The following is a 19,142-nucleotide window of genomic DNA, read 5'->3' on the forward strand; positions in this document are numbered from 1 at the left end:
CCACATTCATTCCATTATAAGCCTTTTTTGGAGATTCGTCTTTTTTCGCCTTCCGATGCATCCGCCATTATTTTTCAAGGCGCAGGAAGGTATGTATGCCAGTTTCCGCTCATATCTAGGTTTTTATGTTATTCCCTTTTTATCCGGTTTTTAAGCCAAAAAAACTCCAGGCAAATGGCCTGGAGTGCAATATTATAGTTTTTTCATCAAATTCGCCATTTCAATGGCTCCAGCAGCAGACTCCCAGCCTTTGTTGCCGGATTTCGTCCCTGCGCGTTCAATTGCCTGTTCGATCGAATCTGTCGTCAAGACGCCAAATATGACCGGAATATCCGATTGGTCGCTTGCCCGCGACACGCCTTTTGCGACTTCGCTGCAGACGTAATCGAAGTGAGGAGTCGCTCCTCGGATTACGGTACCGAGTGTAATGACCGCGTCATATTTGCCGCTGGCCGCCATTTTTTTAGCAACTAATGGAATTTCAAATGCGCCTGGCACCCATGCAATTCCGACATCTTCGGGTTTGACGCCATGGCGTTTCAAGGCATCTTCCGCTCCGCTCAGTAATTTGCTGGTGATGAATTCATTAAAGCGACCGACTACAATGCCGATGCGCAGTCCTTCTCCATTTAAATAACCTTCAAAATGATTCGCCATTTCCATTTCTCCTTTAGAAATTCAGCAAGTGGCCGAGTTTCGATTTTTTAGTTTTCATGTATGCTTCATTATCCTTATTGGTCGGCATTTCAATCTGCAGGCGCTCGACAACTTCGAGGCCATAGCCGCCGATGCCCGCAATTTTCCGCGGGTTGTTCGTCAGCAATTTCATCTTCTGGACGCCAAGATCCCGCAGAATTTGCGCGCCGATTCCATAATCGCGCAAATCATCGGCAAAGCCGAGTTTTTGGTTGGCTTCTACCGTGTCGTAGCCCTGCTCCTGCAATTCGTACGCTTTCAGTTTATTGATCAGGCCGATGCCGCGCCCTTCCTGCCTCATATACAGCAAAATTCCCGCTCCGGCGTCGTTTATCTGTTTAAGGGCAGCATGAAGCTGGTTGCCGCAATCGCATTTATGCGAACCGAAGACATCTCCCGTCAGACATTCCGAATGGACGCGCACAAGCACTGGACTTTCGGGATCGATTTCCCCTTTTACAAGCGCCACATGGTCTTGCCCGGTCAGCACTTCGGTATAGCCGACAGCGCGGAAATCACCGTATTCGGTAGGCAATTGAACTTCCACTTCGCGTTTGATCAATTTTTCGTTTTTTCGCTTATAGGCTATCAGGTCCTGGATAGTCAGAATGCCCATGCCCAGGCGCTTTGCCACTTCCTGCAAATCATCAACGCGTGCCATTGTACCGTCAGCGTTCATGATTTCGCAAATGACGCCAGCCGGTGTAGAGCCCGCCAATTTCGCCAGATCCACAGCTGCTTCCGTGTGGCCAGCCCGGCGCAGGACGCCGCCTTTTTTCGCAATCAGCGGGAAAATATGGCCAGGGCGCTTGAAGTCAGATGGCTTCGCAGCCGGATCAAGCAGGCCCATGATCGTGTGCGAACGTTCAAAAGCACTGATACCTGTCGTAGTTTCGCGGTGGTCAACGCTGATAGTGAAGGCGGTGCCATATTCGTCCGTGTTATTGTCGGTCATTAATCCGATTTTCAATCGTTTGGCGATTGATTCCTCAACAGGGACGCAGATCAATCCGCGCCCTTCAGTCGCCATCAAATTGACAATGTCAGGTGTAGCAAATTCTGCCAAGGCGATAAAATCACCTTCGTTTTCACGGTTTTCGTCATCGATGACAATAATCGCTTTGCCGTTTTTCAAATCATGGACAGCTTCTTCAACTGTATAAAACATTTTTTCCGCCTCCATTTAAAATCCATTTTCCGCGAGCCAGCTGCGGCTGATTTTCGATTCCGCCGTCTGAATGCGCTCTGTGTACTTCGCCAGCATATCGCATTCGATGTTGACGGGATCGCCAATTCCTTTAGCACCCAACAACGAATCTTCCTGCGTGGTGGGAATCAGTGAAATTGTTACGGTGTTATGGCCGAGCTCGAAGATTGTCAGTGACGTCCCATCTACTGCGATCGAACCCTTCATCATCATGTACTTCATGAGTTCGGGTTTGACTTCAATAGACTTTGTGACCGCATTCGCTTCTTTTTTAACTGAACGAATCACACCAACGCCATCAATATGGCCGCTGACAAAATGGCCGCCGAACCTGCCATTTGCAGGCATCGCACGTTCAAGGTTGACCTTCGACCCGCTTTTCAGCCCGTGAAGCGTAGAGGACTTGACCGTTTCTGGGATGACATCAACTGTAAAGGTGCTTTGTGCCAATGAAGACACAGTCAAGCAGACACCATTGATGGAGATGCTGTCTCCGCGTTTGGCGTCTTCAAGAACCAGCGAACACGAAATGGTCAGCTCCATTGCCTGGGGCTTTGACCGCACAGATGCTACGCGGCCCACTTCTTCCACAATTCCGGTGAACATTGAATCACGCTCCTTTGTAAAAGCCATAAAGCTCCGTTGCTGCGGTCCAATGACCGCATTAAATTATAGGTATTGCTAAAAGGGTTCTTTCCACCAAGGGGCAGTCGGGTGGTAAGGAAAGGAATTTCTATAGGGGATTTGCAAGCCGCATCAAAGGCACGCTGAATAAACTCTATTTCGTTGTCAGAAACGGAGTCGTGCCGTTAAAGAGCTAAAAAAGGGTACGACAAAAACAAGCGCTCAAATTCTTCTCCCATCCAGACTTTCACTGTCGGTGCCGGATTTTCACCAGCTCCACCGCCTTGAAAAACATGCAGCCATTATTTGGCTGGACATCTTTTCAAGATCGGGTCACGGACTTACAGTTCTCTGCTCACCGCCGGTAAGGAATTTCACCTTGCCCCGAAGAATTCGATTCGATTAATTGTCCATTTCATAGTAGCATAAAAAAGAGGAAACTTCGCAGATTTCTGATTTTGCGGATGACAGGGGGAGAAATTATGCCACATACACAAAAGGTCTTAGGGCTGCAAGTCGATGAAGAAACGAGATGCGCTCATTGGCATTCGGAAATTGACCGGATCGCCATTAAGTTTTATTGCTGTGGACTTTATTACGCATGCTTTGAATGCCATAAAGAAGCCGGATGCGGAAAAGCAACAGTCTGGCCAAAAGAGCAATTTGATGAAAAAGCGGTGTTGTGCGGATCCTGCGGCCATCAATTGGCCATCCGGGAATACCTAGACTGCGCGTCGGTGTGCCCGTCATGCGACAGTCGCTTCAATCCAGGCTGCAGCCTGCATAAGCATCTTTACTTTGAATAAGTGCTTCTTAGGCGGTCAAATAAAAAAAGAGCGTCAGCCGCTCTTTTCAACGGCTTTCACTCTTAAGCACATGACAATTTGTTCGCCTTTGGAGCGCATCAGGCGCCTCCCGGTATCTTCAAATCCGGCTCGTTGGTAGATGTGCTGAGCCGGCGTGTTGCGGGCATTGACTCCGAGCACCACTTCGTCAGCTTCCGGGAATTCCTGGCGGATAAAATCAGGCAGCGCATAAATTGAACCTGTCGCGATGCCTTGCCCTTGAAAAGCAGGATCCACAGAGTAGCCTCTCAGCAACAAGGTATGCGGGTTGTCGGAATAGGCTTTGCGGTCATCCGATTCATCGAGTTCAAAAAAGCCGGCCACTTGTCCACGCGCTTTGATAATGATGAAATGCTTCAGCGGATTTTCCGCGTCCCGCCGGATGATATCCTGTGGCAGACCGGTAAATTCGCGTTGCTCCGAAGGCAGGTCGTATTGAACGTCCACTTTCGGCGTGTAGCAATGCAATGTGACTTCTTTTTTCCTGATCACCGTAAACGCCTCCTGAATTGTTTATTAAAGCGCATCTTCCGCAATGATTACATGCTCTATACCAGCAGGGAGCCTTTTTAAGCCGGAACGCAGAAACTTCGGGTAAAGCTCGACTTGATCGATTTCACTAAGCGGCACCCATTCATATGTCAGGCGCTCGCCTTCAGGTCCGAAGAACGGGCCTTCGCGGTAATGATTTGCGCCGTCCACAGGCTCTACTTCATAATAGAAACCGATCTCATGGTATTTCTTAGCATTATAAGTAAAAAAGTTTTCTGTCACCCACAGCAATCGGCTGGCGGACATAGTCGCGCCCAGCTCTTCTTCCATTTCCCTCGCAAGACAGCTTTTCGAGTCCTCAAGCATTTCCGCCCGTCCGCCGGGAAGCGCCCAATACGATTCTTTTGTCTGCTTGTGCAGCAAAATATGGCCGTTCTCAATCCATACAGCGGCCACGCGGTAGTTGAAAACCTGTGTTTCCATTTTAAACGATGTATCCAAATGGGCACCTCCTCATTCTTTTTCTAGCGTTACCGCTACCACTTCCGGCAGGTTGAAGACTCTAACCGGAAAGCCGCTATTGCCAAGCCCTCGGCTCAAAACGAGCTGTGTGCCCTCTTTGCGGAAAATCCCCTTGGTCATTGTCGGAAACCATCCTTGTCCAGGAGCAATCAAGCCGCCAAGGCCAGGTATGCGAACCTGTCCACCATGGGCATGTCCGGCGAACACCATATCAATGCCCTGTTCCACGTAAATACTGAACATTTCCGGACGATGCGCCAATAGCAAAGTGAAATTGTCCGTCAATTCCGTTTCAGCTAATGCATCGTGTGTAAATTCCTCTTCTGTCAAATCGACATTGAACAAGGGGTCGTTGATGCCGGCAATCTGGACGGTTTCCCCGCCTTCTTCCCACTGCACCTTGTCATTCATGAGCACTGTGACGCCCCGCTCTTCCAGCGCCGCTGTAATCTCATCGATTTTATTGACCGCTACTTCATGATTGCCCAGCACAAAATAAACTTCGCTCATTTCTACCAATGCATCGACCAGCGTCAAACTGGTTTCCAAATCGTAGCGGTTGCTGTCAACCAAATCCCCTGTCAGGAAAATGACATCTGGATCGGCAGCTTCTACTTTTTCAATCAATGATGATTGCGCTGTACCAAAATTCGCATTGTGGAGATCCGATACCTGGATAACCCTTTTGCCGTCAAAAGCAGCGGGCAACTCTGCAGACGATAATGTATATTCTGTCGTTTGAATCCAATTATTATTAACCCAGATGAAGCTCCAGACAAAAGCGATGAGCAACAGCAGGGTGATGATTTTCTTCATAATTTTAGCCTCTATTCAATCTTGATCAAGTCAATCGGCGTAATGATTCCCGTCAATTGTTCTTTTTTACTGCCATTCCTTGTAATGAGCAACGCTTCCAGGGCACCGCCTGAAAGCACCGATTCCTTGAATATTTCCTCTGCTTCATAAACGGATGTAGCAGAAGCGATGAAGCGATGGTTGCGGCCATCTTTCTCATATTGCAGAATATCACGCATAGTCGTTATTTCCCGGGAAATAGTTTCTTCTTCCCTCGTTTGGATGAGCCATCGCGCGATGCCGCCTGATGTAATCAACCCGGCAAATTCTTCTCCGTCATAAATAGGCCATTGCATAAAACCCTTGGCCCGGACGATGCGCAGTACTTTCGCCAATGTATCTTCCGCTTGAAACGTATGCACCTGGCGCGCAAACATCACACCCACCGTAACTGGCTGGGACAATAATTCTTCAATACGCTCTATCAATTCTACAATTTCCATATGTGGTTCAGCAATAGCGTATTCCGTCGAAGTCCGATGGTGGACAATAGCGTTGCGCAAATCAGCGAATTCCCTCAAATCACCCTCGTATTTTCTCACTGTGGCGTTTTTTCTGCCAGCTAAATCAATCGATTTGAAGAACGTAACGTAATCCTTTGAGCCATTGATTTCTTTCAGAAATTTTTCGATTTTATTGAAAGCCACTAAAAATCGGCTTGAGTTTTTATCAGACATTTTTTTCAGCACTCCCATCCACGGCAATTTCAATTTTCATCCGATCCGGATCTTCCATGAAAACAGCGTAATGATGAGGACCTCCTGCATAAGGGTATCGGTCTTCATAGAGCATCTGCACGCCCAAGCTCCGCATCTTGCCGGCCAAGCTATCTACAGCGGCCGGTGTGTCCGCATGAAATGCGAGATGATTGAGTCCGGGCGCTTTTCGGTGATAAGGGCGGGACAGGAAATCTTCGGCTGTCTGCACAAACACCACGTAGCTGGGGCCTTTCTTGAAGCTGAAGCCCTCCGGCCAGTCCTGGTAAACCGAATACCCCAGTTCAGGAAGCAGTGCCTCGTAAAATGCCCTTGATTTATTCAAATCAGAAACATTCAGTTCAATGTGATGAATCAATTTAAAGGGCCCCTTTTTTTCATTCTAACAGAACCTTTCCAAAAAGTTCGCGTTCAAGCAAAGAGTACAATTCCACCTTCCCAACGAAAGCCTGCAAGGCGTGCCACGCAAAAAAGCACGGCTCTTTAAGCCGAACTCCCCATTATACCTGCTCATATGATTACACTTTTGCCGTCGCGGCATTTTTTCGTGACATCCAGACGCCGAATACCGCGGCCACTGCCATAAGCAGCACGGCAATGCCCAAAGCCCACCAAAAATTTGCGCGCACCGGACCATCTGCAAGCCATTGTGCCGCATAGCTTGGTATTTTCACTGGTGAAACCGTCCAATACGTTCCAAGCAGTCCGTCCGCGAGCTGCGCCAGGAAAACCACTGCCAATGCCACTGCTGCAGCAAACCCCGGATTCGGCAATGCGGCGCTTGCCGCGAGGACAACGGACACCACCAGCAAAATCCACACACTGTAAGTTGCCGCAAATTGGATGAATTTCATGAAATCCACTTTTTCGAATAACAGGAATGTATAATAATAGGCCGCAAGCAAACCGGACCAGGCGCTTATAAGGGCAATCAGCCCCGCCATCATCCATTTACTGAAAAAATAAGACGCAAAAGACAAAGGGCGGACATACAATAGTGTCGCTGCACCGCTTTTCCGCTCACCTGCAATCGTTCCCATGTAAGCCAAAACCAGCACCATCAGTCCTACAAATTGATATTGTCCCAAAACGGCAGCTAGAATTTGCGCCGGTTCTGGCTGCGGAATCTCGATAACCGCACCATCCGGCAGATTCCCGACAGAATCGAGAATTTGTGGAAGGAAATAATTCGTCACCGGCTCCAAAATACCGAACAGGATGAAGACAGCCGGAATCCAGAAAACTTTAAAATTCCGCAGGTTTTCCCGCCATTCCTTTTGAAAAAGAACACCTAATTGGTTCATCTTGCCCCCACCACCTTCAAGAATATTTCCTCCAGTGTTGCGGACTGGCGCTCCACTGCCGCAACTCCGGCTGGAGCCGCAGCCAAAAAGCTGAGTATTTCTTCCATAGCGGGACCGCCGCTTGCCGCCAAAATTACAGATGCCCCTTTTGCTTCCGCTTGCCACGGTGTGTTTTCCACAAACCGCGATGCCTGTTCGCTGTCGTCAAAACGGATGCGGATTTGCGGATTGGCATGGCGCTTTTTAACTTCAGCAAGCGATCCTTGTTCAATCAGCTTTCCGGATTGCATGAACAATACTTGGTCCGTCATCTCTTCCGCATCATTCAGAATATGCGTCGAGTACAAAATCGTCGTATGCCCTTGCAGCGATTTCAATAAATCCATCACTTCCCGACGCCCTGTCGGATCAAGCGCAGACACTGGTTCATCAAGCAGCAGCAATTTAGGCTGATGGACAATTGCCTGCGCAAGGCCCAAGCGCTGTTTCATGCCACCGGAAAACGTCCCGGTTTTTTTATTCAGGGCTTTGCCCAAACCGACAAATTCGAGCGTCCGCTGGGATTGCTTCCTTGCTAATTTGGAATCCACTCCGCTAATCTTCGCCGCCATTTCTGTGAACTCGATGGCTGTCAGCCAAGGAAAGAAGTGCGGATGCTGCGGCAGGAAACCGATGCCGGAATGTACGTCCCATTCAATGGTTCCTTCTGTCTGTTTCAGCAATCCGGCGAGCATCGACAAAGTGGTCGTTTTGCCGGCGCCATTCGGACCGATCAAAGCGGTTGCAGTCCCTTCTTCGAGCTCAAAGGTGGCTTGATCAACCGCCAATTCATTGCCATACCGTTTCGTCAGACTTTTGGCTTCCAGCATGTTCAATAATTACGCCTCCCTATAACAAAGTAAACAATCGGACCGATAGTATTAATCAAGACGATAATCAGTGCCCACATCCATTTCGGACCATTGGGATTCGGATTTTTAACCAAATCCACTAAAGCGAAAATCATTAAAGCAAGTTGGATCAATATAATCGGCAGTAACAGCCCTAACATATCCATGTCTTGCATCGCCATCTCTTTCCCTCCCTGTGCCTTCATTTTTTATTTCTCTACCCATCCAGGCGAATCCTGCTTTCGCATTCCGATTGATGATACACGAGAATTTGCGGCAAACCTTTTCACCTCTAAATTTTAGCCAGAAAAAAAGACTCCGCAAACGGAATCCTTCGCTTACCACTTGATTGTCATCAAAGTCTCCGTCAGCTGCTTCCGGCTTTCTTCGCTGATGCTCCAACGTGCTATTTCTTCCTTCAACTTTTCCCTATTGCCAAATCCTTTGGCAAAGCCGTTCAAGCGCGCTGCAAAAATAGAATTCTGCAATCCTTGTGCGTCTGAATAATGCGGCACCAATTGCTCGAGGATCCGTGGATACCGCTTCACGTAGTACTTTTGATGCCGTTCTTCCGCCAATGTGAAATTGCGGTAGGGTCCGATATCCGTTTCGATCTTTTCTCCCAGCCTGCTTTCCATTTCTTCTTTGATTCGGGCAATCGTTTTCTGCTGCTGCTCGGAATGGAAGCGCAAAAGGGAGATGTATTGACGGCCCTTATACTCATCCCTGTTCGGATAATGATTCTCCCAAAAATGCCGCAGTACCTCTTCGTAAGGCAGCACAGCCGGATCAAAATCTATTTGCACGGTTTCAGTATGGTCGCCCATTTGGCGGTAAACCGGATTCAAGGCCGTGCCCCCGGCATAGCCGACCCGCGTGCGCAAAACACCCGGCAGGCTTCCAAAGCGCGCTTCCGGACCCCAGAAACAGCCCATCCCGAATGTGGCGGTTTCAAAATAAGTATGCGCTTCTGCCATCTCTTGTTCTGCCGCAGCCAAGTTTGACTGTTTGTTATTCATCTTAACCCCACCTCGATTCCCTTATAGTTAAACACATCCGAGTGGCCAAAGAAAGCGCAGGCGACCGCGAATAAATAGGCAAAAAAGCAAATTCGAATTACAATAGAACACAAGAGCCAAAACCATCCGATTCCCTATCCTATATGGAAAGAGAGTGAAGAAGATGAATAGCAGAAAAAAAGAAATCATTGCCTATTTCCGTAATTTGGACCGGAGTTTTTTTATGGAAAAGTACAAAGACCTTGCCGGTTTGGATGAAGCGATTCCAATCGGCCACCAACAGACGATTTCCCAACCATCGCTCGTTTTGGAAATGACACTTGCTTTAGATCTTCAGCAAACTTCAAAAGTATTGGAGATTGGAACAGGTTCCGGCTTCCAAACAGCCTTGCTCGCAAAGTTCTCAGATTCGGTCTATACAGTCGAACGAATTAAAGAACTGCATAAAAGTGCCCAAAAGCGCTTAGGCGAAGCCGGCTTTGAAAATATCCATTTCAAACTTGATGACGGCAGTTACGGCTGGGCTGAACATGCGCCTTACGATCGCATTATGGTCACGGCTGCTGCTGCCACAATACCGCAGGAGCTGATTGAACAATTAAAGCCAGGCGGAAAAATGCTGATTCCGGTCGGCAGCTCATTTATGCAGGATTTGCAGCTGGTTGAAAAAGACAGTCAAGGCAAGCTCCACAAAACCGTTATTAATAATGTATTGTTTGTGCCGCTCAAAGGTAAATACGAATAATAGACACTTGAAAAAATAAAAGGCTGGCGAGATTGAATCTCGCCAGCCTTTTATTTTTCTTCTTTCCAAGCAGCATGACAATATAAGCTTTGTCACCCACTAAATGCCAGTCGATAAAAACTTCCTGCATTGCAGCTGATTGTGGGTTTCCAAATCAGCTGCCGCAGCATCGCGCGTTCAAGCGGTCGCTCCACAAGTTTCAGTTCTTCAGAAAATCCCGCTTTGATCAATTCTTTTTCAATGTTTTTTCCTGTTGCCTCTTCTGTATGCTCCCTTGGCCGATAAAATGTACACCATAAAGCCCCTTAGCATACCAGAAGGTTATATGGCATGCATTTAAGTATGTAACCCCTTAATCAAATTCAATTTGTACGGTTTGGCAATGCTCACATAATTCATATGTACCGTCATTTTCTAGACTTTTTATATAATCCTCCGCATTTGTGAATTCCCGCTTGTCGATCGGCGTTTCGACAAATCCACATCTATCTCCCGCGTACATTCTTTGATGAATTTTCCTGTACTTATGATCAATAAAAAATTGCATGAAAATCATCCCTTTCTAAAGAAAAACATAAAAAAGCCGAAAAGGATCTCTTGGATCCTTTTCGGCTTTGTCAGCAGCTCTATTGTCTGAAACATTTCACCAAAGTATATTTTTTATGGAAGTTATACCAGCATCTTAAAGGATGTCGGCACCTATGTGACTGTTTATGAACGCTTTCATCAATTTAAGTGGAATTGGAAACGCTATAGTTTTCCAAGCAAATTTAATTTTACATCAATTTGCCATCGGCGTAAAGGATTTACTATATGCTTCAAACGATATGAAAACCGTCTTGCCGTATTCTTTCAATAAGCTGTTCCTGGGCCAAAACCTTTTCATCGAAAGTAATCTTCACTTCTCCATCCGTCGTGTCAATCAATGCCCGTTCGACTCCATCTATTGCTGTAATGACGGCTTCAAGAGCACGGATCGGTTTTTCAGAAGTGGCTTCTTTAACGAACAAGGTTATCGTTTTCATTCCAACCATCCTTCCACATATGCTTTTAATATCCATACCCGCTTTTCAAGCATTTAAAATTCCATTTTCAGTTTCCCATCCTCAAGTATCAGCTTCGCGTTGAACTTTTTGCCGTTCTTAGACACAAAACCTTTGATAACCGGCGTTTTTCCTTTTGTGCATAAATACTCCACTTGCTTTGCGGTCAGCCTTTTTTTCAGGAACACATTCGGGAAGGATTGCTTGCAGCCATTATCGTATTCCGTACAGCCATATGACCCTTTGCGCGAGATGATCATACCTTTTTTGCAGCGCGGGCACAGGGCTATTTCTTCTTTGCTGTCGGGCACCGCCAGCTTGTCCGGCAGGCCGTTCTGCTTCATCTGGGCAGGGACATCTTCAAGAAGCTTGTGTATGAATTTTGCAATCGTCGCCAGGAACACTTCCGGGGATCCTTCCCCTTTGCCGATTTTCTTCAAATACGTTTCCCATTTGGCAGTCATCGCAGGACTCGAGAGCAGATTCCCTTCAATCGACTGGCACAGAATGCGGCCTTTTCCAGTAATCGAAACGATATTCTTCTTCACTTCAATGTATTCATGGCGCTTGATCGTCTCGATGATGCCACTCCGCGTCGCTTCTGTCCCAAGCCCCTCAATTTCCTTAAGGATTTCAGTATCTTCCACATCGTCTACATACTTCCCGCATGTTTTCATCATGGCGATCAATTGGCCTTCTGTATATGGTTTCGGAGGCGTTGTCATGCCTTCCTTCACAGCTACGTCAGCCTTTACCGGTTCTTGCTCACGAAGTTCCGGCAATGGCGGTTCCTGTTTCGCTTCTTTTGCAGCCGGAAACAAGTCTTTCCACCCCTGGTCGAGATCCGTTTTTCCAGTCGTCAAGAACGCCAGACCATTTACGTCTGTCACAACTTTCGTTTCTGCGTAACGGTAATCCCGGTGGAACATCGCCAATGTCGTCCGCAGCACTTCTTCATACAGACTCCGTTCATCGCGCGCCAAGCCTTCCAATTTTCTTGCGGTAGGAATGGACTTGGTAGGAATGATGGCATAATGCTCCTGGACTTTCGCGCTGTCGACAAAGCGTTTTTTCGGCGTTTTTGATGCTATCGGAAATTCGGCGCCGATCAGTTTTTGATAGGATTCAACTTGTCCCGCAACGTAACTGAATTCCGCCGGTGTAATATGTTGGGCATCGGTCCTCGGATAGCTTACCAGTTTCTTCTCGTACAGCCCCTGCATGACCGACAGCACTTTCGCCGGGCTGTATTTCCATTTGCGGTTCGCGGTTGCCTGCAATGTCGATAACGAATGCAGCATCGGAGGCGGCATCCGTTTTTCAACTGTTTTCAGTTGCGCCACGATGCCTTCCGCTTTTCCGGCGATGTTATGTTTCTGCAACAATTCTTCCGCCTCACGCCGCTCTTTCGCCTTGAACTTCGCTTTTCCTTTATAACGCCCTTTTTCCGCAGTGAAAACGCCTTCGATTTCATAAAACGGTTCAGGCACAAAAGCCTCGATCTCCATCGCTCGCTGGTAAACCAGAAAGACGGTCGGCGTCTGCACTCTTCCAATGGCGAATACTTCGTGTATGCCCTTTTCCTGCAGCAACAAGGAATACAGGCGGGAGCCGTTCATGCCGACAAGCCAGTCGCTGATTTGCCGCGCCCGCGCTTCCTGATAGAGCAGCAAGTCCTGCTTGTTGTCGCGCAATTGCTGAAACCCTTTGCGGACCTCATCCACTTCAAGGGAATTGATCCACAGCCGTTGGATTTTCTTGCCTTTCACACCTGTCTGATAATAAATGCTGTAAAAAATATTGGAACCTTCACGGTCAACATCGCACGCATTGATGACGGTGTCGGTTTGTGAAATCAATCTTTTAATAATATTAAATTGCTGCGATTTTCCTCTCGCGACCTGGAATTGGTATTTTTCAGGCAGAATTGGCAGCGCCTCGAGCTTCCAGCGCCCCCATTTCGGATCGTAGGCCTTTGGCTCTTTCAACTCCACCAGATGGCCGATTCCCCACGTGATAAAGGCGCCTTCCGGAAAAATCGAATCTGGTGCTATTTCCAAATAGCCATCCCGTTTGGACGTTTTAAACGCTTCGGCATATGCTTTGGCCTGGCTCGGCTTTTCGGCTACAATTACTGGTTTCATACAATTCGTCCTTTCATTCTCCGCTTTCCTCTATTGTACGCTGTTCGCCGGAAAAGCAAAGAAATTTGAAAACGGATTATTGCACGATTCATCCTATGGGATACAGTCATAGCCTTCTACGCGACAACATCTCGCTGAATCTGCCCTTTATGGTTTCTTTGTCTCCAAAAATCATCACTAAGTCCCCTGTTTGCAAAGTTTCTTCAAAAACCAATTTCCTTACGATGGAGTTGCCTCTTCTGATAAAAAGCAAGTGGATATCATCTTCTCTTTCCAAAAGCTTTTCTGCCGTCTTTCCAGAGTATTCAGAGTCATACCGGATTTCCAGCAGCGCCACCATGTCGTTGTCTTCGAGTGACAACGCGGTTTTCAGCGGCCAATCTTCCAGGTCGTATTCCTCTTCCATTTCGTGTTCAAATTTACCAGCCAAAAAGGTTTTGATCAACCCACTTTTTAATATGAGCAGAATCGTCAGAAAAACAGCTATTACAATAAAAAGCACATTTATCCTTAAATCATTGGACAGAATCGTCGCGATGGAAGAGATCATGACGGCTAGGGAAAAGTAGCCGAATAGAATGACCGCAGCGCTGATTCTCCTGCGGATTGGATGATCGACAATCAGTCTAGACTCATCCGACGTAAAACCAGTGGCTGTCAGCATGGAAATCACCTGATAGCGGGCTATTGGCTTCTTCAGCCCTGTCGCCACAAAAAGCATTACTGCGATTTCGATCGCCAGCCACATGATGGCCGAGTAAAGCAAAATAAAAAGAATTCCCGTCATGCCCTGCCACTCCTCTCTTCATCTTAAACTATTCCCCCATTGCAATAGTTGAAATCCTTTCTGCTTGAAAGTATTCAGTAGTATAATCAATAACACAAGCTTGATTGATATGAATGGAGAGGATCCCATGGAACACGCTACTAAAACCGCGCTGCTTGCAGGAGCCAGCGGCTTGGTCGGAAATGAGCTGCTGCATATTTTGCTGGAAAGCCCCCATTATGATTCTGTCAAAATAATCGGCCGCCGCCATCTCGACATTATGCACCCTAAACTTGAGCAAATAGTCGTAGACTTCGACTGGCTTGAAAATTTTCACGAACTGCTCGTTGCTGATGACGTTTTTTGCTGCTTAGGCACCACGATCAAAGCAGCAGGCTCCCAGCAAGCGTTTAGAAAAGTGGATTTCGAATACCCGGCCAAACTCGCAGAAATGGCAAAAGAGCAAGGCGCGCAAAAATTTCTGGTTATTTCAGCGCTTGGCGCCGATTCTTCATCCAAGGTATTCTATAGCCGCACCAAAGGCCAATTAGAAGATGCTTTGAAGAAAAACGGCTTTCCTGCGCTCCACATTTTCCAGCCATCCTTGCTGTTGGGGGATCGCAAAGAATTCCGCCTGGGTGAAAAGGCAGCGGTTCTGTTGAGCCCGTTGTTCAGCCCCCTGCTCGTCGGCAGGCTGCAAAAGTACAAGCCAATCAGCGCACGGCGTGTAGCCGTTGCAATGCATCACGCAGCACAGGATTCATCCCTTGGCGCCTTTACCCATACGTCAAATCGGATTTTCACGTTGAGCCGCAGGCATCCGCTTGCACAGAAAAATGGCACTGGATAATCCAGTGCCATTTTTCTTTATAGAATATCCGACCAAATATTGATCGCTATCCCTAAAATCAACAGCGCCAAAATCCATTGCAAATATTTCGTATTCATTTTTTGGCCTAATCTCGCTCTAATCGGAGCAGCTATGATACTAGCCACAATCATGACCGCAGCCGGACCGTAGAGGTTGTTTTTACGATCGGCATTGGATAAACCATGATATATTTTTTGCTTTAGCGGTAGCTGCTCATTCCGCCCCGTACATTCAAGACTTTTTCAAAACCGTTCTTTTTCAAGATTTGGCTGGCTTTGCTGCTGCGCATTCCACTTTGGCACATAACCACCACTTCTTTATCTTTAGATAATTCGCCCATACGCTTCGGCAGGTCGTTCAATGGAATGTTTTTGAAGCCTTTGACATGGTTTTCTTTAAACTCGCCTGGAGTCCGTACATCAACGAATTGTTTATTTTCGCTGTCTAGCTGGGATTTCAATTCTTCAGTTGAAATCGACTGCACGCCTTTTTTTGGAGATGTCAGACGGTATCCGAGCCACAAAGCCGCTGCTCCGATTACAACCCATAAAAGAATATCCATTTTCATCATTTCCTCTCTATTCGGTTTGGCCGAGCCAATTAGATAAATAAGCTGCGTTGCCGTCACTTAATCATCTTAAACACTTACCCGTGGGGGTATTATATTCTTCAAAAAAAGAACGTTTTAAAGTGTCGTCGCACTCTTAACACACCACGTAGGCTGAGTTGAAGTCTATCATTCTCTATGCCAGCCAAAATTTACTACCTGCTTTTCACGAGCAATTCTACAGCTTCTTTTACTACCGCTTCTGTATCTTCGCCTTTTTCAATGCTCTGGCGGACGCAAGCTTCCAGATTATCACTGACTATTACACCAATTGTACGGTCGACAGCGCTTCTGATCGCGGAAAGCTGAGTGACAACATCTCGGCATTCGCCGTCATTTTCAACCATTTTAAGCACGCCTCGCAATTGCCCCTCAATCCGTTTCAGCCGATTTTCAATGCGTTTATCGTATGCCATGTTTCGTTCCTCCTTGAAATATACAAGAGATGCTTTATTTATACTATCCACAATATACCCATCGGGGTATGTTGTCAAATCATTTAAAACTCGTTTTCGATGCAGCAACCGCAATACCTATTTCGGTTAAATATTTCCACAAGTTTCTTCTATATCGCAAGAGACTGGATATTGGCCTGCAACTCGAGTTCGACATTTCCTTTGATAGCTCGGCTAATCATACAGGAAGATTCTGCTTTTTCCGCAAGCCGGTGGGCCAGTTCGAAATCTTTTTCGGTAGCATCTGTTTTCAAGACCACTTGCGGGCGATGAATGATTTTTTTATAAGTGATCACGCCTTTTTCCACTTCCACTATTCCTTCCGATTCCATCGTCAAGGATTCCTTCTCCAAATTGCTGCGCTGCATCATTGCTGCCAGTGTAATGATGTAGCAAGTCGCGGCTGCTCCGAGCAGCATCTCGTCCGGATTGGTGCCGACTCCCGGGCCGTCCATTTCCGGCGGTATGGAAATCTGCGTCTTCAAATTCCCTGATTCGATTTCTCCAACATCATTACGCAAACCCGGCCAATCCGCTTTTAAATGAAAACTGTGTAAAGCCATGCAGCTTCTCTCCTTTAATGGTAACGTCATTACATAGAAAAAAATAATTTCTTCCGATTTTCTTTATTATTCCAGTGCTCATAGGCATTAAGCAAGCAAAAGGAGCTAAATAGAATGGATATTAGACTACGGCAGGCCCGGCCTGAGGATGGAACAGCGGCAGCCCCACTCATCGTCAATGCTATAGGGGATATCGCCAAGCACATGACTGCACTGCAAGAGCCGCAATTGGTCCTTGATAAAATCAGCGAAATGGTCCGCGGCAAAAATACACGGCACAGCCACCGCTTCACCTATATTGCAGAAGTCCAGAATGACCTCGCTGGAGTGCTGGTGCTTTACCATGGCAGCAAAGCGGAAGCGCTTGACCGCTTTCTGTACGATGAACTGAGAAAAAGCGGACATGAGCGGACGATTGAAAGGGAAGCCCATCTCGATGAATGGTATATCGATACCGTATCGGTTGATGCCGCTTACCAAGGAAAGGGCATCGGCACAGCATTATTGCACTACGCTGAAAAAATTGTTTCAGACAAAGGAGGCGGCAAGCTGTCGCTGAATGTCGATACAGAAAAAGATGCAGCCATACGCCTTTACCAGAGACTCGGCTATACTATTTCCGAACCCTGGACCATCATCGGAGAGCCTTTCCATCATATGGTGAAGGCCGTATCAGCCCAAAAGCCGCAATGACAAATAGTCATTGCGGCTTTTTTTCAGTCATTTAAATTTCATGTACAGCTTCTCCCGGCGGTCAGCGAACACCGGTATGCGTTCCCGGACACTCTCCACTTCAGCCAAATCAATTTCTGTGTAGCCGATTCCTTGCTGCTTGGCCATATCAAGGCGAATCTCGCCCCATGGCGCGATAACCATTGAACTTCCGCCGAATTCGTTTTTCGGATCGCTGCCGATGCGGTTAACCGCGACGATAAAGCATTGGTTTTCGATGGCGCGCGCCTGTAAAAGAATGCGCCAATGGTCAATTCGTGCTTCCGGCCATTCCGCCGGCACGAATATGACCTTCGCTCCGTTGAGCGCTTGCGCCCGTATCCATTCCGGAAAGCGGATGTCGTAGCAGATTACGCCGCCGCAAACTGTGCCGTCCAGCTCAAATGTGCCGAGACCTTCGCCTTCTTCCAGATGTATATGCTCATCCATCAGCCCGAAGCGGTGCGCCTTATCATATTCCGATACCAGTTCACCCTTTTTATCGACAACGTACATCGTGTTATAAAAGCCAGCTTGTTTTTTGGTGGACACTGAACCTCCAACGATATTGACGCCATTCCGTTTGGCAAAATCCTGCAGAAACTCCAGCGTTCGGCCAGCCCCATCAGCCAGCTCTTCCAATTCCGTCAAAGCATAGCCTGTATTCCACATTTCGGGCAGGACAATCGTTTCCGCCCCGTTCGCCGCTGCTTCATTCAAGTAAGCCTCAACCTTATCAAAATTCACTCCTGGCTCCCCAAAAGCAATATCCATCTGTACGCACGCAATCTTCATTTTATTCTCCTCCAGTAGACAAGTTAAGTTAAACTCTATAAGATTTGGAATAGAAGTGCAATTATTTAGAAAATGAGGGACTATTATATGGAATTTTCAAATCGCCTGCAGCAACTGCCGGAACAATTTTTTTCAAAACTAGCATCACGCACCAAACAAGCGATGCTTCAGGGGCGAGATATTATCAACCTGGGGCAGGGCAATCCGGATCAGCCGACACCTCCCCACATCGTTAAAGCGATGCAAGAAGCTGTTGCCGACCCGCAAAATCACCGGTATTCCCCGTTCCGTGGCATTCCGGAAATGCATCAAGCCGCTGCGGCATTCTATAAACGCGAATACGGCGTCGACATTGACCCTGATACGGAAGTGGCTGTGCTTGGCGGCACGAAGATCGGCCTAGTGGAGCTGCCGCTCGCCTTGCTCAACCCTGGAGACCTGCTGCTGCTGCCGGACCCGGGCTATCCTGATTATCTGTCGGGTGCACCGCTTGCCGAGGCCCGATTTGAAACAATGCCGCTCAAAGCGGAAAACAATTTCCTGCCGGATTATGCGGAACTTTCTCTTTCGGCTAAAGAACAAGCCAAATTGATGTACTTGAATTATCCGAACAACCCGACAGGCGCCGTTGCCAACAATCAGTTCTTCACTGAAACCGTCGAATTTGCAAAGCATCACAGAATTGGCGTTGTCCACGATTTCGCATATGGCGCAGTCGGCTTTGAAGGTGTAAAACCGCCGAGTTTCCTGCAGGCGGAAGGCGCCAAAGAAGTCGGAATTGAAATGTACACATTGTCCAAAACGTATAATATGGCTGGTTGGCGCATCGGTTTTGCAGTCGGAAACGCCAAAATGATTGAAGCTTTGAACATCATACAAGACCATTTATTCGCCGGGCTTTCACCAGCCCTGCAAATCGCCGCCGCAGAAGCTTTGACCGCCAGCCAACAATGCGTCGAAGAGTTGAACGGCACGTATGAAAGCCGCCGCAACGTATTAAAGGCGGAATGCGAGCGCATCGGCTGGCATATTGAAGCGCCTAAAGGATCATTCTTCGCCTGGCTGCCCGTACCGGAAGGCTTCACAAGCATGGAATTCACCGATCTCCTGCTGGAAAAAGCCGACATAGCCGTAGCGGCTGGGAGCGGCTTTGGCGAAAGCGGCGAAGGCTACGTGCGGGTCGGCCTGCTAGTGGGTGAAGAGCGTATCGTGGAAGCCATCCAGCGCATCGAGAAATTGGAACTGTTTGGTTGAATCTATAGACTTTATAAA

At 47.5% G+C, this 19,142-nt stretch carries 24 protein-coding genes, 1 pseudogene and 1 riboswitch; of the genes and pseudogenes, 5 read left to right on the forward strand and 20 right to left on the reverse strand.

All coding sequences use genetic code 11. The features are described 5' to 3' along the window. Positions 1–192 precede the first annotated feature (192 nt). From ribH to ribE, 3 genes are read right to left on the reverse strand one after another with little or no spacing between them, the layout of a single operon-like run. Positions 193–657 carry a 6,7-dimethyl-8-ribityllumazine synthase gene (gene ribH / locus AC4EHB_RS08730; protein ID WP_490975181.1) on the reverse strand — a complete coding sequence of 155 codons (465 nt, stop codon included), beginning with the start codon at positions 655–657 and terminating at the stop codon, positions 193–195. 13 nt (positions 658–670) lie between these two features. Further along, the gene (locus AC4EHB_RS08735; protein ID WP_490975182.1) at positions 671–1,864 is read right to left on the reverse strand and encodes a bifunctional 3,4-dihydroxy-2-butanone-4-phosphate synthase/GTP cyclohydrolase II; all 1,194 of its coding nucleotides are present in this window, start codon (positions 1,862–1,864) and stop codon (positions 671–673) included. Between the two features lie 15 nt (positions 1,865–1,879). Next, complete coding sequence (ribE, locus tag AC4EHB_RS08740; protein ID WP_490975183.1) at positions 1,880–2,509, reverse strand: riboflavin synthase; 630 nt, start codon at positions 2,507–2,509, stop codon at positions 1,880–1,882. A gap of 241 nt (positions 2,510–2,750) precedes the next feature. Further along, positions 2,751–2,923: riboswitch (FMN riboswitch) on the reverse strand. An 86-nt stretch (positions 2,924–3,009) separates the two neighbouring features. Here ribE and AC4EHB_RS08745 point away from each other — a divergent pair. Further along, on the forward strand, positions 3,010–3,333 hold the full coding sequence (locus tag AC4EHB_RS08745) for a CHY zinc finger protein (RefSeq protein WP_490981211.1): 324 nt from the start codon (positions 3,010–3,012) through the stop codon (positions 3,331–3,333). Positions 3,334–3,366: 33 nt separating this feature from the next. On the opposite strand, the gene AC4EHB_RS08750 is transcribed toward AC4EHB_RS08745, so the two are convergent. From AC4EHB_RS08750 to msrA, 9 genes are all read right to left on the reverse strand, one after another. Beyond that, complete coding sequence (locus AC4EHB_RS08750; RefSeq protein ID WP_490975185.1) at positions 3,367–3,864, reverse strand: GNAT family N-acetyltransferase; 498 nt, start codon at positions 3,862–3,864, stop codon at positions 3,367–3,369. 24 nt (positions 3,865–3,888) lie between these two features. Further along, positions 3,889–4,365, reverse strand: coding sequence for an NUDIX hydrolase (locus AC4EHB_RS08755; protein ID WP_490981212.1), 477 nt, complete (start codon positions 4,363–4,365; stop codon positions 3,889–3,891). A 12-nt stretch (positions 4,366–4,377) separates the two neighbouring features. Beyond that, complete coding sequence (locus tag AC4EHB_RS08760; RefSeq protein ID WP_490975187.1) at positions 4,378–5,202, reverse strand: metallophosphoesterase; 825 nt, start codon at positions 5,200–5,202, stop codon at positions 4,378–4,380. An 11-nt stretch (positions 5,203–5,213) separates the two neighbouring features. Beyond that, complete coding sequence (locus AC4EHB_RS08765) at positions 5,214–5,918, reverse strand: CBS domain-containing protein (RefSeq protein ID WP_490975188.1); 705 nt, start codon at positions 5,916–5,918, stop codon at positions 5,214–5,216. Beyond that, entirely contained in the window at positions 5,911–6,315 is a 405-nt protein-coding gene (locus AC4EHB_RS08770) for a VOC family protein (RefSeq protein ID WP_490981213.1), read from the reverse strand. Before AC4EHB_RS08770 ends, AC4EHB_RS08765 begins: the two co-directional genes overlap by 8 nt. A gap of 160 nt (positions 6,316–6,475) precedes the next feature. Next, complete coding sequence (locus AC4EHB_RS08775) at positions 6,476–7,261, reverse strand: ABC transporter permease (RefSeq protein WP_490981214.1); 786 nt, start codon at positions 7,259–7,261, stop codon at positions 6,476–6,478. After that, positions 7,258–8,136, reverse strand: coding sequence for an ABC transporter ATP-binding protein (locus AC4EHB_RS08780; protein WP_490981215.1), 879 nt, complete (start codon positions 8,134–8,136; stop codon positions 7,258–7,260). Before AC4EHB_RS08780 ends, AC4EHB_RS08775 begins: the two co-directional genes overlap by 4 nt. Further along, complete coding sequence (locus tag AC4EHB_RS08785) at positions 8,133–8,327, reverse strand: PLD nuclease N-terminal domain-containing protein (RefSeq protein WP_490975641.1); 195 nt, start codon at positions 8,325–8,327, stop codon at positions 8,133–8,135. Before AC4EHB_RS08785 ends, AC4EHB_RS08780 begins: the two co-directional genes overlap by 4 nt. A 162-nt stretch (positions 8,328–8,489) precedes the next feature. Next, complete coding sequence (gene msrA / locus AC4EHB_RS08790; protein WP_490981506.1) at positions 8,490–9,128, reverse strand: peptide-methionine (S)-S-oxide reductase MsrA; 639 nt, start codon at positions 9,126–9,128, stop codon at positions 8,490–8,492. A gap of 205 nt (positions 9,129–9,333) precedes the next feature. Between msrA and AC4EHB_RS08795 the strand changes: the two genes are divergently transcribed. Continuing rightward, complete coding sequence (locus AC4EHB_RS08795) at positions 9,334–9,915, forward strand: protein-L-isoaspartate(D-aspartate) O-methyltransferase (protein WP_490975192.1); 582 nt, start codon at positions 9,334–9,336, stop codon at positions 9,913–9,915. An 818-nt stretch (positions 9,916–10,733) separates the two neighbouring features. On the opposite strand, the gene AC4EHB_RS08800 is transcribed toward AC4EHB_RS08795, so the two are convergent. The 3 genes from AC4EHB_RS08800 to AC4EHB_RS08810 form a co-directional block, all read right to left on the reverse strand. Then, the gene (locus AC4EHB_RS08800; protein ID WP_490975193.1) at positions 10,734–10,940 is read right to left on the reverse strand and encodes a heavy-metal-associated domain-containing protein; all 207 of its coding nucleotides are present in this window, start codon (positions 10,938–10,940) and stop codon (positions 10,734–10,736) included. Between the two features lie 53 nt (positions 10,941–10,993). Beyond that, positions 10,994–13,102, reverse strand: a complete 2,109-nt coding sequence (locus AC4EHB_RS08805) for a type IA DNA topoisomerase (protein ID WP_490975194.1) — start codon at positions 13,100–13,102, stop codon at positions 10,994–10,996. Between the two features lie 106 nt (positions 13,103–13,208). Beyond that, a complete protein-coding gene (locus AC4EHB_RS08810) occupies positions 13,209–13,889 on the reverse strand; it encodes a TrkA C-terminal domain-containing protein (protein WP_490981216.1) in 681 nt (226 codons plus the stop codon). Positions 13,890–14,016: 127 nt separating this feature from the next. Between AC4EHB_RS08810 and AC4EHB_RS08815 the strand changes: the two genes are divergently transcribed. Further along, positions 14,017–14,718 (forward strand): oxidoreductase, encoded by a 702-nt coding sequence (locus AC4EHB_RS08815; protein ID WP_490981217.1) that lies wholly within the window; start codon positions 14,017–14,019, stop codon positions 14,716–14,718. Positions 14,719–14,735: 17 nt separating this feature from the next. Here AC4EHB_RS08815 and AC4EHB_RS08820 read toward each other — a convergent pair. From AC4EHB_RS08820 to AC4EHB_RS08835, 4 genes and pseudogenes are all read right to left on the reverse strand, one after another. Then, positions 14,736–14,891 (reverse strand): annotated as a pseudogene (locus AC4EHB_RS08820) (sulfite exporter TauE/SafE family protein); the annotation flags it as partial. Between the two features lie 47 nt (positions 14,892–14,938). Then, entirely contained in the window at positions 14,939–15,301 is a 363-nt protein-coding gene (locus AC4EHB_RS08825) for a rhodanese-like domain-containing protein (protein ID WP_490981218.1), read from the reverse strand. 200 nt (positions 15,302–15,501) lie between these two features. Continuing rightward, positions 15,502–15,762 (reverse strand): metal-sensitive transcriptional regulator, encoded by a 261-nt coding sequence (locus AC4EHB_RS08830; protein ID WP_490975198.1) that lies wholly within the window; start codon positions 15,760–15,762, stop codon positions 15,502–15,504. 149 nt (positions 15,763–15,911) lie between these two features. After that, a complete protein-coding gene (locus tag AC4EHB_RS08835; RefSeq protein WP_490981219.1) occupies positions 15,912–16,364 on the reverse strand; it encodes an OsmC family protein in 453 nt (150 codons plus the stop codon). A gap of 114 nt (positions 16,365–16,478) precedes the next feature. Between AC4EHB_RS08835 and AC4EHB_RS08840 the strand changes: the two genes are divergently transcribed. After that, entirely contained in the window at positions 16,479–17,057 is a 579-nt protein-coding gene (locus tag AC4EHB_RS08840; RefSeq protein WP_490975200.1) for a GNAT family N-acetyltransferase, read from the forward strand. A 27-nt stretch (positions 17,058–17,084) separates the two neighbouring features. Here AC4EHB_RS08840 and AC4EHB_RS08845 read toward each other — a convergent pair whose 3' ends face one another. Next, positions 17,085–17,870 carry a carbon-nitrogen family hydrolase gene (locus AC4EHB_RS08845; RefSeq protein WP_490981220.1) on the reverse strand — a complete coding sequence of 262 codons (786 nt, stop codon included), beginning with the start codon at positions 17,868–17,870 and terminating at the stop codon, positions 17,085–17,087. Between the two features lie 87 nt (positions 17,871–17,957). Here AC4EHB_RS08845 and AC4EHB_RS08850 point away from each other — a divergent pair, with 87 nt between their 5' ends. Further along, positions 17,958–19,124 carry a pyridoxal phosphate-dependent aminotransferase gene (locus AC4EHB_RS08850; protein ID WP_490975202.1) on the forward strand — a complete coding sequence of 389 codons (1,167 nt, stop codon included), beginning with the start codon at positions 17,958–17,960 and terminating at the stop codon, positions 19,122–19,124. Positions 19,125–19,142: the final 18 nt, after the last annotated feature.

The organism is Planococcus sp. TJ-302 (genome assembly GCF_058268455.1).